This is a genomic window from Kitasatospora sp. NEAU-CNBT7 (genome assembly GCF_057220535.1).
The window spans coordinates 141,471-156,903 of the sequence record NZ_JBXQQB010000008.1 but is presented as its reverse complement, the minus strand read 5'-3'; the positions used below and the strand labels follow the sequence as shown (position 1 = coordinate 156,903).

The following is a 15,433-nucleotide window of genomic DNA, read 5'->3' as shown; positions in this document are numbered from 1 at the left end:
GGGGTCAGGCCTCCGTTCCGGTGTTCTCAGCAGCCGGAGCCTCGGTCACCGGGGCCGAAGCCTCGGTGCCCTGCGGGCGACGGCCACGGCCACCGCGCTCGCCACCACGGGCGCCGCCACGCTCGCCACGCGCGGGGCGGGCGTCGTTGCGGGCCGGGCGGTTGCCCGAGCGGGCAGCGGCGTTCTCAGCGCGGACCTCGGCGATGTTCTTGACGTCGCCCTTGTAGATCCAGACCTTCACGCCGATGCGGCCGAAGGTGGTCTTGGCCTCGAAGAAGCCGTAGTCGACGTTCGCACGAAGGGTGTGCAGCGGCACACGGCCCTCGCGGTAGAACTCCGAACGGCTCATCTCGGCGCCGCCGAGACGACCGGAGCACTGGACCTTGATGCCCTTGGCGCCGGCCTTCATGGTCGACTGCATGCTCTTACGCATGGCGCGACGGAAGGAGACGCGGGAGGACAGCTGCTCCGCGACGCCCTGAGCCACGAGCTGGGCGTCCAGCTCGGGGTTCTTGACCTCGAGGATGTTCAGCTGGACCTGCTTGCCGGTCAGCTTCTCCAGGTTGCCCCGGATCTTGTCGGCCTCCGCGCCGCGGCGGCCGATGACGATGCCCGGACGCGCGGTGTGGATGTCGACGCGGACGCGGTCGCGGGTGCGCTCGATCTCGACCTTCGAGATGCCGGCCCGCTCCATGCCCTTCGTCATCATGCGACGAATGGCAACGTCTTCCTTGACGTAGTCCTTGTACAGCTTGTCGGCGTACCAGCGGGACTTGAAGTCCGTGCTGATGCCGAGGCGGAACCCGTGCGGGTTAACCTTCTGGCCCATTACCGGGTCCCTTCCTTGCTGCTGACGACCACGGTGATGTGGCTGGTCCGCTTGCGGATCCGGTAGGCACGGCCCTGGGCACGCGGGCGGAACCGCTTCAGGGTCGGGCCCTCGTCAACGTACGCCTCGGAGATCACGAGGTCGTCCACGTTGTTGTGGTTGTAGTTGTGCACGGCGTTGGCGATGGCGCTGTCGAGCACCTTGCCGACCGGCACGGTTGCGGCCTGCGGAGCGAAACGCAGGACCGCCTGGGCCTCCGTGGCGTTCAGGCCACGGATGAGGTCCACCACGCGGCGGGCCTTCATGGGCGTGACGCGGATGTACCGCGCCTGGGCCCTGGCTTCCATGGTTGTCCCCTTGCTGGTGTAAGTCATTGAGTCTTGCTGGCGCTCAAGCTCGCGACGCTTAGCGACGCTTCGACTTGCGGTCTTCCTTCACGTGCCCCTTGAAGGTGCGCGTGGGGGCGAACTCGCCGAGCTTGTGGCCGACCATCGACTCGGTGACGAACACCGGGACGTGCTTGCGGCCATCGTGAACCGCGATCGTGTGGCCGAGCATGGCCGGGAAGATCACGGAACGACGGGACCAGGTCTTGATGACGTTCTGGGTGCCCGCCTCGTTCTGCGCGTCCACCTTCTTGAGAAGGTGGCCGTCGATGAAGGGGCCCTTCTTGAGACTGCGCGGCATCTGACCTGCTCCTAGCGCTTCTTGTTGGTCTTGCGGCGGCGCACGATGAGCTTGTCCGACGCCTTGTTCGGGCGACGGGTGCGGCCCTCGGGCTTGCCCCACGGCGAGACCGGGTGACGACCACCGGAGGTCTTACCCTCACCACCACCGTGCGGGTGGTCGATCGGGTTCATGGCGACACCACGCACGGTCGGGCGGACGCCCTTCCAGCGCATACGGCCGGCCTTGCCCCAGTTGATGTTCGACTGCTCGGCGTTGCCGACCTCGCCGATGGTGGCGCGGCAGCGGGCGTCGACCAGGCGGATCTCACCGGAGGGCATGCGCAGGTGCGCCATGCGACCCTCACGGGCGAGGAGCTGGATGCCGGCACCGGCGGAGCGGGCCATCTTGGCACCGCCACCGGGACGGAGCTCCACCGCGTGGATGGTGGTACCAACCGGGATGTTGCGCAGCGGCAGGTTGTTGCCCGGCTTGATGTCGGCCGCGGGGCCGTTCTCGATCCGGTCACCCTGAGCAACGCCGCGGGGGGCGATGATGTAGCGCTTCTCGCCGTCCGCGTAGTGCAGGAGCGCGATGCGCGCGGTGCGGTTGGGGTCGTACTCGATGTGAGCGACCTTGGCCGGCACGCCGTCCTTGTCGTGACGACGGAAGTCGATCACGCGGTAGGCGCGCTTGTGACCGCCACCCTGGTGGCGAGCGGTGACACGACCGGCGTTGTTACGGCCGCCCTTGCTGTGCAGGGGGCGAACCAGCGACTTCTCCGGCGTGGACCGCGTGATTTCGACGAAGTCGGCCACGCTGGAGCCACGGCGGCCCGGCGTAGTCGGCTTGTACTTGCGGATACCCATTTTCGTCCTCGTCCTTATCGACGATCACGACCCCGTCAGGCGGAGGCCGGACCACCGAAGATGTCGATGCGGTTGCCCTCGGCCAGCGTCACGATGGCGCGCTTGGTGTCCTTGCGCTTGCCAAAGCCCGTCTTGGAGCGCTTGCGCTTGCCCTGACGGTTGAGCGTGTTGACGGCCTCGACCTTGACCGAGAAGACCGCCTCGACGGCCTGCTTGATCTGGGTCTTGTTGGCGTCCGGAGACACGATGAACGTGTACTTGTTCTCGTCGAGGAGCGAGTAGCTCTTCTCGGAGATGACCGGCTTCACCAGGACGTCACGGGGGTCCGTGTACGTCTTGCTCGTGATCTGTGCAGCCATCAGGCGGCGCTCCCTTCGAGCTCGCCCTCAGCGGCAACAGCCTTGGCGGACGCGGCCGGACCGGCCACGAAACGCTCGAAGGCAGCCTGGGTGAAGACCACATCGTCGGAGACGAGCACGTCGTAGGTGTTCAGCTGGCCGGCGTCCAGGATGTGCACGTTCGGCAGGTTGCGAGCGGACTTGAGGCCCAGCTCGTCCGCACGCTCGACGACCAGGAGGACGTTCTTGCGGTCGGTGATCTTGCCGAACAGACCCTTGGCGGCCTTGGTCGACGGCGCCTCGGTCGCGACCACGTCGGTGACGACGTGGATGCGGTTGTGGCGGGCCCGGTCGGTGAGCGCACCGCGCAGGGCGGCAGCGATCATCTTCTTCGGGGTCCGCTGCGAGTAGTCACGCGGCACGGGACCGTGCACGACGCCACCACCGGCGAACTGCGGCGCACGGGTCGAGCCCTGACGGGCGCGGCCGGTGCCCTTCTGGCGGTACGGCTTCTTGCCGCCGCCGCGGACCTCGCCACGGGTCTTGGTCTTGTGGGTGCCCTGACGGGCGGCAGCGAGCTGCGCCACGACGACCTGGTGCATCAGCGGGATGCTGACCTTGGCGTCGAAGATCTCGGCGGGCAGCTCGAGGCTGCCGGCCTTGTCGCCGGCCGGCGACAGGATGTCAATGGTGCTCATATCCTCACAGCCCCTTCGCCGCGGTGCGGACGAGGACGAGGCCGCCGTTCGGGCCCGGGATTGCGCCCTTGATCAGGAGCAGGCCCTTCTCCGCGTCAACGGCGTGCACGGTCAGGTTCTGGGTGGTCACACGCTCGTGGCCCATCCGACCCGCCATCCGCATGCCCTTGAACACGCGACCCGGGGTGGCGCAGCCACCGATGGAACCGGGCGAACGGTGCTTGCGCTGGGTGCCGTGACCGGCGCCGAGGCCCTTGAAGTTGTGACGCTTCATGACACCGGCGAAGCCCTTGCCCTTGGAGGTGCCGGTCACGTCGACCTTGACACCCGCCTCGAACAGCTCAGCGGTGATCTCCTGGCCGAGGGTGTACTCGGACGCGTCCGAGGTACGCAGCTCGACCAGGTGGCGGCGCGGGGTGACACCGGCCTTGGCGAAGTGGCCCGCGAGGGGCTTGTTCACCTTGCGGGGGTCGATCTCGCCGAAGCCGATCTGCACGGCGTCGTAGCCGCTCGCGCTGTCGGCGGTGTGGACCTGGGTCACGACATTGGGCCCGGCCTTGACGACGGTCACCGGAACGATCCGGTTGTTCTCGTCCCAGACCTGGGTCATGCCGAGCTTCTCGCCCAGGATGCCCTTAATCTGCTTTGCCATCTTCGTCGCGCCTCTCAGAGCTTGATCTCGATGTCGACGCCGGCCGGAAGGTCGAGGCGCATCAGCGAGTCAACGGTCTTCGGGGTCGGGTCGAGGATGTCGATCAGACGCTTGTGAGTGCGCATCTCGAAGTGCTCGCGCGAGTCCTTGTACTTGTGCGGCGAGCGGATGACGCAGTACACGTTCTTCTCAGTGGGCAGCGGCACCGGGCCCGCGACCTGCGCACCAGTGCGAATGACGGTCTCGACGATCTTCTTCGCCGAGGAGTCAATCACCTCGTGGTCGTAGGCCTTGAGCCGGATGCGGATCTTCTGTCCCGCCATGGCTACTCAGTAGTCCTTTGTCTCGTCTGCTGCTTCTACTGCCGGGTTCGTCCGGGTGGACTGGTCCGGTGGCGCCCCTGGGTGGTTGCCGTCCGACCCACGCGGTCGGGCGTGTCGCACTCCCGCTTGCAAAAAATCCGATCCGGGTTCCCCCTGGGATCAGATTTCCGCCGGTTCGGCAGGTCTTGCACCCACCAGGCGCCGGATCGAGGCCCCGCACACGCTTCCCGGAAGATTCCCGTACGTCCGCCCCGCAGCTGCCGCGGTGTCGACTACACACCACTGCATTCACATACCGCACGTGAACACATGAACGGCCATCACGGGAACGACGAGTACATGGGACTCGCTTCCGGTCCTCCCGACGGGAGGCGCGCAGCATCGGCACTCAACCGAGCAACTTGGACATCTTGCCACATCCGGCACCCGATAAGCCAATCGGGCCCGGCATGGAGTGCACCACGCCGGGCCCGGGGCCGATCGGGAGAGCGTTCCGCCGCGGCGGTCTACCAGGGGCGCTTGCGCCCGCAGAGGACCGGCCACTCCTCCGCGGTCGCGTTCCCGCAGAACAGCTTGAAGTCGTCCGGACCGAAGGTGTACTCGGCCAGGTCCATGTTGATCGGCGAACAGCCCTTGCTGCCCGCGTACTTGGGGCACTTGCCGTTCTGCTGCTGGATGAAGTGCGCCCGGTAGGCGTCCAGGCCCATGTCCTCGACGCCGATCTCGGTGGTCGGCATGTAGCGGTTGGCCGACCAGGAGGCCCCGACGGTGGCGAACAGGGCCAGGCCGCACAGCACGCCGGCGCCGAGCCGGCCGACCGCGATCGGCGAGATCCGGGCGCCGGGGGTGTCGCCGCCCACCGTCCGCAGCCAGCCGACCACCCGCTGGGTGGTGAACATCAGGCCCAGCACACCGAGGATCATCAGGCTGTACATGATGATCCAGGTGGTCCGGGGGTAGAGCTGCACCGCCTGGTCGTGCTCCATGTGGGAGGCGAACCAGAACCGCAGCAGCCAGGCGCTGACCAGGCCGGCCAGCGTGGTCCGGACGGCGATGCTGCGCAGGCCGAAGCCGATCGCGAGCGCCACCGCGGCGAGCAGCAGCAGGGTGAAGGCGTTCTGCCCGGCCAGCTCACCGACGTCCGGGAAGGTGTGGTAGTTCTCGCGGCCCTCGCGGTCGGAGATCCACCCCATCACGTAGGCCGGGTCGAGGTACGTCATCACGTACGCGTAGCGGTCCTTGGTGGTCGCGCCCAGCCGGACCATCTGGATCAGCAGCGGTGCGCCGACCACGGCCGCGCTCAGCAGGGTGACGCCCAGCGAGAGCAGGGCCCGGCGGAGCCGGGCGCGGCCCTGGCGCCACGGCACCAGGAAGAGCGCGAGCACCAGCACGCCGGGGGCGGTCCACACGAACCAGCCCGAGTACCAGAGGAAGAGCAGCCCGAAGGAGGCGCCGAAGCCGGCCGAGCGCAGCACCGTCGAGCGCCGCGACAGCTCGTGCGCGCGACGCAGCTCGCGCAGGTAGCCGGCCAGCATCGGGACCATGACGATCATGGTGATGTGGCTGTACGGGCGGATCGGGTCCATGAAGACGATCGCCGACGGGATGGCGATCAGCGCCGCCCACACCGGGCGCAGCATCAGCCGCCAGGCGAGGTACGCCAGCGGCCCGGCCAGCGCGGTGCACAGCAGCTGGAGGTCCTTCATGGCGTAGCCGACGCCGGCGACGCCGTGGTGGAAGGTGTCGGCCACCAGGGCGAGCAGGGCCGGGAAGAGCGGCGGGTAGACGCCGGGCAGGCCGTCGCCGCGGATCATGTCGTTCGCCATGCCCATGACGTTGCCCGGGTCGCCCTCCTGGCCGCCCAGGCCGAACGGGGTGCCGTGCAGGGCGACCGCGATGCCGCCGGCGACCGCGCCGGTGGCCAGGCCCGCCAGCGCCGCGCAGACCAGCCGCTGGACCACCTGGAAGCGCTGGAAGGTGCCGCGGTAGGCGGCGTACAGCAGCAGTGCCAGCAGCGGCAGGCCCAGCAGGGCGCCGTACTGCTGCACCTTGGCCAGGCCGCTGACCTGCCCGATCCGCAGGAGCGGGTTGACGCTGATGTGCATGCACAGCCGCAGGAAGCACAGTGCGGCGATGACGCTGACCCCGCCCTCGGCCAGCCGCAGCTGCCACGGCTTGAAGCGCGGCACCCGGGTGCCGGCCGCCTCCTCGGTGGCGGAGGACGTCACGCCGCTGTCGGGTCGGGCACCGCTCACCGGGTCGTCGACCAGGTCAGTCATATCGATCGCTTTCATGAGGCGGCGTGCTGCCGCGGGTCGGGCGGCTCCCCCGTGGATGCCACCTGGTCCGGCCCGGGGCGGACGTGCCGCCCGCCCCGGGCCGCGGGCCGGCTCAGCCCCCGGCGACCAGCTCGCGCTGGACGGCCGGGGTGCGGTCGGCGGCGGCGATGTCCTTGAGGTGCTTCGGCATCCGCCGGATCAGGGCGAGCAGCAGGACCAGGCCGGCCCGGGCGAGGTAGATGGTCGCCTTGAAGGGGGACGCGCTCGGCGTCCCGGTGGTGCGCTCGCGCATGGCCACCGGCACCTGCCGGACCACGAAGCCGCAGCGGGCCGCGCCGACCATGCTCTCGATCGTGTCGCCGAGGTACTCCACCGGGTACCACTGGGCGAAGAACTCGATCAGCTGCCGGTTGCAGGCACGGAAACCGGAGGTGGTGTCGGTGAGCCTGGTCCGGGTGATCCGGGAGAGCACCTTGGAGAGCAGGCCCATCGCCCACTTGCGCGGGCCGCGCACCTTGTAGTTGCCCTCGCCGTCGAAGCGGGCGCCGATCGCGAGGTCGGCCTCCTTCAGCTTCTCCAGCAGCAGCGGCACGTAGACCGGGTCGTGCTGGCCGTCCGAGTCGACCTGGATGGCCACGTCGTACCCGTGCAGGTACGCGTAGCGGTAGCCGAGCCGCATGGCCCCGCCCACCCCGAGGTTGTACGGCAGCTGGACCACCGGGGAGCCGCAGGCGGTGGCCACGGCGGCGGTCCCGTCGGTCGACCCGTCGTCGACGACCAGGGTGTCCACCCCGGGCAGCTGGGTCTTGATCTCCTTCAGCACGCCCGGCAGGCCCTCGGCCTCGTTCAGGGCGGGCAGGATGATGAGGACCCGCAGGCCGTCGATCATGAGTGCACCTCGGTGGTGTCGGCGAGCGCCGTGGTCGGGTCCTGCTTGCGGACCGGGTAGCCGTGGTGTTCCACCAGGTGGGAACGGAGCAGGGCGACCTCCTCCGACAGGCTCCTGGTCTCCGCCTCCAGCTGGCTGGCCTCCCAGCTGAGGTGCAGGCACACCAGCAGGACCAGGACGAAGCCGGCGAACAGCACCAGGCTGACGCCGGAGGCGATGCCCAGCTTGCGCGCGGTGGAGTCCAGGACGGTGGGGAAGAAGCCCAGCGGGGCCACGGCCAGGCCGATCAGGAGCCAGATGGCCGCGTACTTCTCCCGCAGCTGCTGCCGGCGCAGCAGTTCGAGGATGTAGGCGACCACCAGCACACCGGTGATCGAGGTGATGATCGTTAGTCGCACGACGGGTTACGCCTTTCAGCGGCAGTGGGCGTGGCGATCACTGAGACATCTTAGGGGTGTCGAACGCATATTCTTCACACGCACTGCGCATAGCTGTCTCAGGGGCCGGGTATCGATGAGGCGGGGCTGTGCCCGTCGGCGGTCGCGCGGTCGGCGAGGACCGGTTGCCGTGTCCGGGGCAGCGAGCGGACCAGCGACCACAGCATGCCAGCCGCGCTCACGGCAGCACCAGCCAGGTAGCCCAGTTCGGCACGGGTCCCGGTGTCCCCGGGCAGCAGGGTGACGGCCACCAGGGCAACGGTGCCGCACACCCAGGACAACAGCTGGTGCCGGTGGCGCCCGAGCGACATCAGGGCCTGGCCGAAGACCGTGGCGAGCATGAAGAACAGGGTCCCGAGCACCAGCCACAGGAAGTCCGCCCGGCCGAGCACCGGCTGGGCGTTGAAGAGCAGCTGGATCAGCCACGGGCCGAGCACCACGGTGGGCAGGCCGGCCACGGTGCACATCCCGGCGACGATGGCCGCCGTCCGGGACAGCACCTTGCGGAACTCCTGGTGGTCACCGGCCGCCGCGGCGCCGGACAGCGCCGACACCAGGGAGGCCTGGATCGCGGCGTAGGCGAACAGCGGCACCCGGGCCAGCACCACGGCGTTGAGCAGCGCGCCGACCAGGACCACCGCGTCGGCGGAGAGCAGCTTCACGCTGACCACCGCGGCGTTGACCATCAGCTGGGCGAGCAGTGTCGAGCCGGTCAGCAGGGCGATCCCGCGCACCAGGCCGGGCCAGGCCGGGGCCGGACCGCCGCGGCGGTCGGCGAGCACCGACCGCAGGCCGATCACCGAGGCGGCCAGCGGGGCCACCACCAGGATCAGGCTGAACGCCAGCGCCGAGTGCAGGCCGAACGCCGGCAGCAGGGCCGCCAGGCCGATCCGCAGTCCGCCGTCGACCGCCAGCTGGGAGCCGTAGGCGCGGAAGTTGCCGAGGCCGGCGAGCGCGCCGCGGACCACCGAGCTGACGGCCAGTCCGACCATCGCACCGCCCAGACCGGCCACCAGCGCGAGGTCGCCGCCGAGCAGGCGGTCGGCGATCGGCCGCGCCGCGAACCCGATCACCGCGAGGACCGCGGCCAGCACCGCGCCGGCCAGGGCCAGCACCCGGCGGACGGCCGGCAGCGGTCCGTGGCCGGCGACGTCCCGGGCCGACACCAGCCGGGTCAGCTCCAGCTCGACCGGGGAGAACAACCCGTACCCGACGGACATCACCACGGTCCACAGCACGGAGACGCCGGCCACCTCGGCCGCGGTCAGGCTGTAGCCCGCCAGGGCGAGGTAGATGTAGGAGGACGCACCCAGCACGACGGTGCCGCCGGCCACCAGCCGGACTCCGGGCGGGAGCGCGCCGAACACCCGCGCAATCGGGTTGCTCACGGTCCTGGCTCCGGGCTCAGCCGTGCAGGGCGGTGCGGGCCTTGAGCGGCTCCCACCAGTCGCGGTTGTCCCGGTACCAGGCGATGGTCGCCGCGAGGCCGTCCTCGAAGCGGACCTGCGGCGCGTAGCCCAGCTCCTCGCTGATCTTGCTGATGTCCAGGGAGTAGCGCAGGTCGTGGCCCTTGCGGTCGGCGACCGGCTCCACCATGTCCCAGCCGGCGCCGGCCGCGTCGAGCAGCAGGCCGGTCAGCTCCTTGTTGGTGATCTCGGTGCCGCCGCCGATGTTGTAGACCTCGCCGGCCCGGCCCTTGCGCATGGCCAGGTCGATGCCGCGGCAGTGGTCCGAGACGTGCAGCCAGTCGCGGATGTTGCCGCCGTTGCCGTACAGCGGCACCTTCCTGCCGTCGAGCAGGTTGGTGGTGAACAGCGGGATGACCTTCTCCGGGAACTGGTAGTGCCCGTAGTTGTTGGAGCAGCGGGTGACCACGACGTCCATGCCGTGGGTCCGGTGGTAGGCCAGCGCGAGCAGGTCGGAACCGGCCTTCGACGCCGAGTACGGCGAGTTCGGCGCGAGCGGCCAGGTCTCGGTCCAGGAGCCCTCGGAGATCGAGCCGTACACCTCGTCCGTCGAGACGTGGACGAATCGGCCGACCCCGTGCTTGCGGGCGGCGTCCAGCAGCACCTGGGTGCCGACCACGTTGGTCAGGACGAACGGGCCCGCGCCCTCGATGGACCGGTCGACGTGGGACTCGGCGGCGAAGTGCACGACCACGTCGTGACCGGCCATCACCTGGTCGACCGCCTCGACGTCGCAGATGTCGCCGCGGACGAAGGCGTAGCCCTGGTGGCCGGCGACCGGTGCGAGGTTCGCCTCGACGCCCGAGTAGGTCAGCTTGTCGAAGACGGTGATCTGGGCGGAGTCGTCCGCGCCCAGCAGCTGACGGACAAATTCTGAACCGATGAATCCGGCGCCGCCGGTCACGAGGATGCGCATAGTGGGGTGGAGTCTACCCGCTGGCCGTTCGGGGCCGACCCCGGGTCGACCGGCCGCCGCCGACCTCACATAAGGTGCTGACATGCGTGGAATCCTCCTGGCGGGCGGCACCGGCTCGCGACTGTGGCCCCTGACCCGGGCCGTCTCGAAGCAGCTCCTCCCGGTCTTCGACAAGCCCATGATCTACTACCCGCTCTCCACCCTGGTGATGGCGGGGATCCGCGAGATCCTGATCATCACCACCCCGCAGGACCAGGAGCAGTTCACGCGGCTGCTGGGCGACGGCTCGCAGTTCGGCCTGAAGCTCGAGTACGCGGTCCAGGAGCGCCCTGAGGGCATCGCCCAGGCCTTCGTGCTCGGCGCCGACTTCATCGGCGACGAGCCGGTCGCGCTGATCCTCGGCGACAACATCTTCCACGGCAGCGGCCTGGGCACCCGGCTCGCCCAGCACACCGAGCCGGTCGGCGGACGGGTCTTCGCCTACCCGGTGGCGGACCCGACCGCGTACGGCGTGGTGGAGTTCGCCGAGGACGGGCGGGTGCTCTCGATCGAGGAGAAGCCGACCGCGCCGAAGTCCCGCTACGCGGTGCCCGGCCTGTACTTCTACGACAACCAGGTCGTGAAGATCGCGGCCGGCCTGAAGCCCAGCGCGCGCGGCGAGCTGGAGATCACCGCCGTCAACGAGGCGTACCTCGACGCGGGCCAGCTGCACGTGACCATCCTCGACCGCGGCACCGCCTGGCTGGACACCGGCACGTTCGTGTCGATGGTGCAGGCCTCGGAGTTCGTCCGGGTCATCGAGGAGCGCCAAGGCTTCAAGATCGGCTGCCTGGAGGAGACCGCCTGGCGGGCCGGCCTGATCAGCTCCGACCAGCTGCGCGAGCTCGCCGAGCCGCTGCGCAAGAGCGGGTACGGCGAGTACCTGCTGGCCCTGCTCGACGAGGAGAACGCCCGGTGAAGTTCCGCGAGCTGTCCATCGGCGGCGCGTTCGAGGTGACCCCGCAGCAGCACGGCGACCCGCGCGGGCTGTTCATGGAGTGGTACCGCTTCGACCGGCTGTCCGAGGTGGTCGGCCACCCCCTGCGGATGGCCCAGGGCAACCTCTCCGTGTCGGCCAAGGACGTGGTCCGCGGGATCCACTTCGCCGACGTGCCGCCCGGCCAGGCCAAGTACGTCAGCTGCGTGCGCGGCGCGGTGCTCGACGTGGTCGTCGACCTCCGGGTCGGCTCCCCCACCTTCGGCACCTGGGAGTTCGTGCGGCTGGACGATGTGGACCGCCGCTCGGTGTACATCCCGGAGGGCGTCGGCCACGGCTTCTGCGCGCTGTCCGACGACGCCACGCTCTCCTACGTGTGCTCGGAGACCTACAACCCGACCGGCGAGCACGCGGTGCACCCGCTCGACCCGGACCTCGGCATCGAGTGGCCGACCGACGCCCCGGTGCTCTCCGCCCGCGACGACGCCGCGCCCTCGCTGGCCGAGGCGCTCGCCTCCGGGCTGCTGCCGGACTACCGGGCCTGCCAGGACTTCTACCGCGGCCTGCGGACCGTCTGAGCCGGTCCGGCCCGCCCGCGCCCGGCCCGCACCCCGTGACCCCGGCGGTCACGGGGTGCCGCGTTTGCGGCCCTTCGGGCGGAACCCGCCGATCCGGCGGTCAGTATGATGACCCCGCCGGAGGACCACCTGCGGCTGCCCCTCTACCAGCGGATGTGCCTGCCACCATGACCACACTGGACGTGCTGCTCCCGTACTACGGCGACGTCGCACTGATGAAGGCCGCGGTCCACAGCGTGCTCGCGCAGACCGACCGGGACTGGCGGCTGACCGTCGTGGACGACGGCAAGGAGCCGGGCGTCCCGGAGTGGTTCGCGCAGCTCGGCGACGAGCGGGTCCGGTACTTCCGCAACGAGCAGAACCTCGGGGTCACCGGCAACTACCGCAAGTGCCTGGGCCTGGCCGAGCACGAGTACATGGTCTTCATGGGCACCGACGACATCATGCTGCCCAACTACGTCGAGACGGTGCGCGCCTGCGTGGCGGCCCACCCCGGGGTGGCCATCGTGCAGCCCGGCGTCGAGGTGATCGACAGCGACGGCCGGCCCAGCAAGACGCTGGCGGACGAGGCGAAGCGCCGGATCTACGCGCCGAAGCTGCAGGGGCGCCGGGTGATGGGCGGCGAGGAGCTGGCGACCAGCCTGCTGCGGGGCAACTGGCTGTACTTCCCGTCGCTGTGCTGGCGCACCGAGGCCGTCCGGGCGATGGGCTTCCGCGACGACGTCGAGATCATCCAGGACCTGGCCCTGGTGATCGACCTGCTGCAGGCCGGCGAGCAGGTCGTGATCGACGACACCCGCTGCTTCCAGTACCGCCGGCACAACGTCAGCATCTCGGCCACCTCGGCCTTCTCCGGTGCCCGCTTCGCCGAGGCCCGCCGGTACTTCCTGGACGTGGCGGACCGGCTGGACGCGCAGGGCTGGCACCGCGCGGCCAAGGCGTCCCGGCTGCACCTCTCGGCCCGGATCCACGCCCTCACCCTGGTGCCCGGCGCGCTGCGCGCCAAGCAGTGGGACGGGGCCAGGACCCTGGTCCGCAACGCCACGTCGACCGCCGCCCAGCCCCGCTGAACCTCCGACCCTCCCGCTAGGAGCAACCCCGTCATGTCCGCACCTCACGCGGCCCCGGCCCGCGTCGCCGTCCTGGGTGGTACCGGCTTCATCGGACGGGTGCTGGTCGGCCGTCTGGTCGAGCAGGGCCACGAGGTCCTCTCGCTGGCCCGCACCGCGCCCGCCGCGCTCCCCGGCCGTTTCGCCCGGGTCGACCTCAGCACGACGGCGCCCGCCGAGCTGGCGGCGCTGCTCGACGGCGAGCGGATCGACGCCGTGGTCAACGCCGCCGGCGGCATGTGGGGCCTGACCGACGAGCAGATGTACGAGGCCAACGTCGTCCTGGTGGACCGGCTGGTGGAGGCGGTCTCCGCGATGGCCGCGCCGGCCCGGCTGATCCACCTCGGCACGGTGCACGAGTACGGCATGGCGCCGATCGGCACCAGCCAGCGGGAGAGCGACCCCGCCGCACCCGTGATGGAGTACGGCAAGCTCAAACTGGCCGCCACCGAGTCCGTGGCGCGGGCCGTCGCCGCCGGCCGGATCGACGGCGTGGTGCTGCGGCTCGGCAACGTGGTCGGCGCCGGCCAGCCCGGGCACAGCCTGCTCGGTGTGATGGCCGCGAAGCTGGACGCGGCCCGGCTGGCCGGGCAGAACGCCCAGCTGTCGCTGGCCCCGCTCACCGCGCAGCGCGACTTCGTCGACCTCACCGACACCGTGGACGCCGTGCTGACCGCCGTCGGCACCCGGACCACGGCCCCCGTGGTCAACATCGGTACCGGCTCGGCCAGCTCCGCGCGGCTGCTCGTCGAGCTGCTGATCGAGGAGAGCGGGGTGCCCACCGAGGTCACCGAGGTGCCCGCGCCCGAGGGCACCGGTCCGGAGACGGAGTGGCAGCAGCTCGACATCGCGCTGGCCGCCGAACAGCTCGGCTGGGCCCCCCGCCGTACGCTGCGAGAGGCGGTTGCGGCACTCTGGCAGGCACAGGTCGGGTCCCCGTCCGCGCCGTAGCACCCGGAGCGGGTCGGCCCCATCCGCGGGCACCGGCCTCCACGGCCTTCGTCCAGGCGTCACCCGGCTACCGGCCCCGTCCCGACCAGACTTGAGGAATCCATGAGACCGACCGGTCTGCTCCACTCCCGAGGCACGTTGGCAGAGCTCTTCTCGGGCCGTGCGAACAGCTTCGGGCTGCTGCGACTCCTGCTGGCCACCTCCGTGGTGGTCTCCCACGTGTACCCGCTCGGCTACGGCCATCTGGATCCGCTGTGGCTGCGCAGCGGCCAGCAGACCGACATCGGCAAGATGGCCGTGGTGGGCTTCTTCGTCCTGTCCGGTTTCATGATCACCGGCAGCGGCCGCCGCACCACCATCGGCCGCTACAGCTGGCACCGCATCCTGCGGATCATGCCCGGCCTGTGGGGTTCGCTGCTGATCTCGGTCCTGGTGATCATGCCGCTGCTGTACCACTGGCAGCACGGGTCGCTGGACGGGTTCTGGAGCCACCCCAACGGCCCGCGCCACTACCTGATGGGCACCTGGAACACCTCGCTGAGCGGTGGCTGGGACGTCTCCGGCACCATCGCGGAGGGCATCAAGCGGGGCACCAACTACGACCAGAGCGTCAACGGCGCCCTGTGGTCGCTCAAGTACGAGCTGCTCTGCTACGTCGTGGTCGGCCTGCTCGCGGCCGGCGGCGTGCTGATGCGGGCCCGCCGGTTCGTGCCGCTGGCCATGACGGCGCTGTGGATCCTGATCCTCAACGACTGGATCAACGCGCCCGGCTGGCGGGGCATCCCCGGGGACATGAACACCTACGTGGACGTCCCGCTGCTCGGCGGCATGTCCGTCCACTTCCTGATCCACCTGGGCTTCGCGTTCCTGCTGGGCGCCACCGTCCAGCTGTACCGGGAGCGGATCCCGGTCCACGACGGCCTGGCGCTGGCCGCGCTGCTCACCCTGGCGGTGACCATGCGCTGGGGCGGCCTGTTCGTGATCGGCTACCCGGCCTTCGCGTACCTGCTCTTCTGGCTCGCCATCCGGCTGCCCCGGCCGTTCCAGCGGATCGGGCGCAACCGGGACTTCTCCTACGGCATCTACATCTACGGCTTCACCGTGGAGCAGGCGCTGGCGATGCTCGGATTCGTGAAGTACGGGAAGCTCGGCTACTTCGCCTGCGCGCTGGCGGGCACCGTGGTGCTCGCCGCGATCTCCTGGTACCTGATCGAGTCGCCGGCGATGCGGCTGAAGGACTGGACGCCCGGGCCGATCGCCCGGCTCAAGGCCCGCCGCGGCGGGCCCGGTGCCCAGGGACCGGCCGCCGACCGGTCCGGCGCCACCGCTGCCGACCCCCAGCAGCCGACCACCGCGCCCCGGGTCAGGGCCTGACCCGGTAGGGACGTCGGAACGGGCCGTGGGGGGGGGGGTGGCCCCACGGGTCACTGTCCCCTTCCCTCTTCCCCCCCCACACC

The 15,433-nt window shown here is 70.2% G+C and carries 18 protein-coding genes; 5 read left to right on the top strand and 13 right to left on the bottom strand.

Annotated features, from left to right (window positions below):
• Positions 1 to 4: 4 nt before the first annotated feature.
• From rpsC to rfbB, 13 genes are all read right to left on the bottom strand, one after another.
• Positions 5 to 829, bottom strand: a complete 825-nt coding sequence (gene rpsC, locus AC2TEW_RS13705) for a 30S ribosomal protein S3 (protein WP_033824228.1) — start codon at positions 827 to 829, stop codon at positions 5 to 7.
• A complete protein-coding gene (rplV, locus tag AC2TEW_RS13700; RefSeq protein ID WP_033824229.1) occupies positions 829 to 1,176 on the bottom strand; it encodes a 50S ribosomal protein L22 in 348 nt (115 codons plus the stop codon). The genes rpsC and rplV overlap by 1 nt, the downstream gene beginning before the upstream one ends.
• A gap of 58 nt (positions 1,177 to 1,234) precedes the next feature.
• On the bottom strand, positions 1,235 to 1,516 hold the full coding sequence (gene rpsS, locus AC2TEW_RS13695; protein WP_033824230.1) for a 30S ribosomal protein S19: 282 nt from the start codon (positions 1,514 to 1,516) through the stop codon (positions 1,235 to 1,237).
• Between the two features lie 11 nt (positions 1,517 to 1,527).
• The gene (gene rplB / locus AC2TEW_RS13690; RefSeq protein ID WP_033824231.1) at positions 1,528 to 2,364 is read right to left on the bottom strand and encodes a 50S ribosomal protein L2; all 837 of its coding nucleotides are present in this window, start codon (positions 2,362 to 2,364) and stop codon (positions 1,528 to 1,530) included.
• 35 nt (positions 2,365 to 2,399) lie between these two features.
• Positions 2,400 to 2,723 (bottom strand): 50S ribosomal protein L23, encoded by a 324-nt coding sequence (gene rplW, locus AC2TEW_RS13685; RefSeq protein ID WP_484623632.1) that lies wholly within the window; start codon positions 2,721 to 2,723, stop codon positions 2,400 to 2,402.
• The gene (gene rplD, locus AC2TEW_RS13680) at positions 2,723 to 3,400 is read right to left on the bottom strand and encodes a 50S ribosomal protein L4 (RefSeq protein ID WP_033824233.1); all 678 of its coding nucleotides are present in this window, start codon (positions 3,398 to 3,400) and stop codon (positions 2,723 to 2,725) included. The genes rplW and rplD overlap by 1 nt, the downstream gene beginning before the upstream one ends.
• Positions 3,401 to 3,404: 4 nt before the next feature.
• Positions 3,405 to 4,052, bottom strand: coding sequence for a 50S ribosomal protein L3 (rplC, locus tag AC2TEW_RS13675; RefSeq protein ID WP_033824234.1), 648 nt, complete (start codon positions 4,050 to 4,052; stop codon positions 3,405 to 3,407).
• 14 nt (positions 4,053 to 4,066) lie between these two features.
• Positions 4,067 to 4,375: a 30S ribosomal protein S10 gene (gene rpsJ / locus AC2TEW_RS13670; protein ID WP_012785157.1), complete on the bottom strand. Its 309-nt coding sequence runs from the start codon at positions 4,373 to 4,375 to the stop codon at positions 4,067 to 4,069.
• A gap of 506 nt (positions 4,376 to 4,881) precedes the next feature.
• Positions 4,882 to 6,654 carry a hypothetical protein gene (locus AC2TEW_RS13665; RefSeq protein WP_484623631.1) on the bottom strand — a complete coding sequence of 591 codons (1,773 nt, stop codon included), beginning with the start codon at positions 6,652 to 6,654 and terminating at the stop codon, positions 4,882 to 4,884.
• Positions 6,655 to 6,766: 112 nt separating this feature from the next.
• Positions 6,767 to 7,543: a glycosyltransferase family 2 protein gene (locus tag AC2TEW_RS13660; RefSeq protein WP_484623630.1), complete on the bottom strand. Its 777-nt coding sequence runs from the start codon at positions 7,541 to 7,543 to the stop codon at positions 6,767 to 6,769.
• Positions 7,540 to 7,941: a DUF2304 family protein gene (locus AC2TEW_RS13655; protein ID WP_484623629.1), complete on the bottom strand. Its 402-nt coding sequence runs from the start codon at positions 7,939 to 7,941 to the stop codon at positions 7,540 to 7,542. The genes AC2TEW_RS13660 and AC2TEW_RS13655 overlap by 4 nt, the downstream gene beginning before the upstream one ends.
• 98 nt (positions 7,942 to 8,039) lie before the next feature.
• A complete protein-coding gene (locus AC2TEW_RS13650; protein WP_484623628.1) occupies positions 8,040 to 9,368 on the bottom strand; it encodes a lipopolysaccharide biosynthesis protein in 1,329 nt (442 codons plus the stop codon).
• A 16-nt stretch (positions 9,369 to 9,384) separates the two neighbouring features.
• Complete coding sequence (rfbB, locus tag AC2TEW_RS13645; protein WP_484623627.1) at positions 9,385 to 10,362, bottom strand: dTDP-glucose 4,6-dehydratase; 978 nt, start codon at positions 10,360 to 10,362, stop codon at positions 9,385 to 9,387.
• An 82-nt stretch (positions 10,363 to 10,444) separates the two neighbouring features.
• Here rfbB and rfbA point away from each other — a divergent pair, with 82 nt between their 5' ends.
• The 5 genes from rfbA (at position 10,445) to AC2TEW_RS13620 (ending at position 15,350) form a co-directional block, all read left to right on the top strand.
• Complete coding sequence (gene rfbA / locus AC2TEW_RS13640; protein ID WP_484623626.1) at positions 10,445 to 11,320, top strand: glucose-1-phosphate thymidylyltransferase RfbA; 876 nt, start codon at positions 10,445 to 10,447, stop codon at positions 11,318 to 11,320.
• A complete protein-coding gene (gene rfbC, locus AC2TEW_RS13635) occupies positions 11,317 to 11,916 on the top strand; it encodes a dTDP-4-dehydrorhamnose 3,5-epimerase (RefSeq protein ID WP_484623625.1) in 600 nt (199 codons plus the stop codon). Before rfbA ends, rfbC begins: the two co-directional genes overlap by 4 nt.
• A gap of 167 nt (positions 11,917 to 12,083) precedes the next feature.
• Positions 12,084 to 12,986, top strand: a complete 903-nt coding sequence (locus tag AC2TEW_RS13630) for a glycosyltransferase family 2 protein (protein WP_484623624.1) — start codon at positions 12,084 to 12,086, stop codon at positions 12,984 to 12,986.
• Between the two features lie 33 nt (positions 12,987 to 13,019).
• Positions 13,020 to 13,976 carry an NAD-dependent epimerase/dehydratase family protein gene (locus AC2TEW_RS13625; protein ID WP_484623623.1) on the top strand — a complete coding sequence of 319 codons (957 nt, stop codon included), beginning with the start codon at positions 13,020 to 13,022 and terminating at the stop codon, positions 13,974 to 13,976.
• 102 nt (positions 13,977 to 14,078) lie between these two features.
• Positions 14,079 to 15,350: an acyltransferase family protein gene (locus AC2TEW_RS13620; protein ID WP_484623622.1), complete on the top strand. Its 1,272-nt coding sequence runs from the start codon at positions 14,079 to 14,081 to the stop codon at positions 15,348 to 15,350.
• Positions 15,351 to 15,433 lie beyond the last annotated feature (83 nt).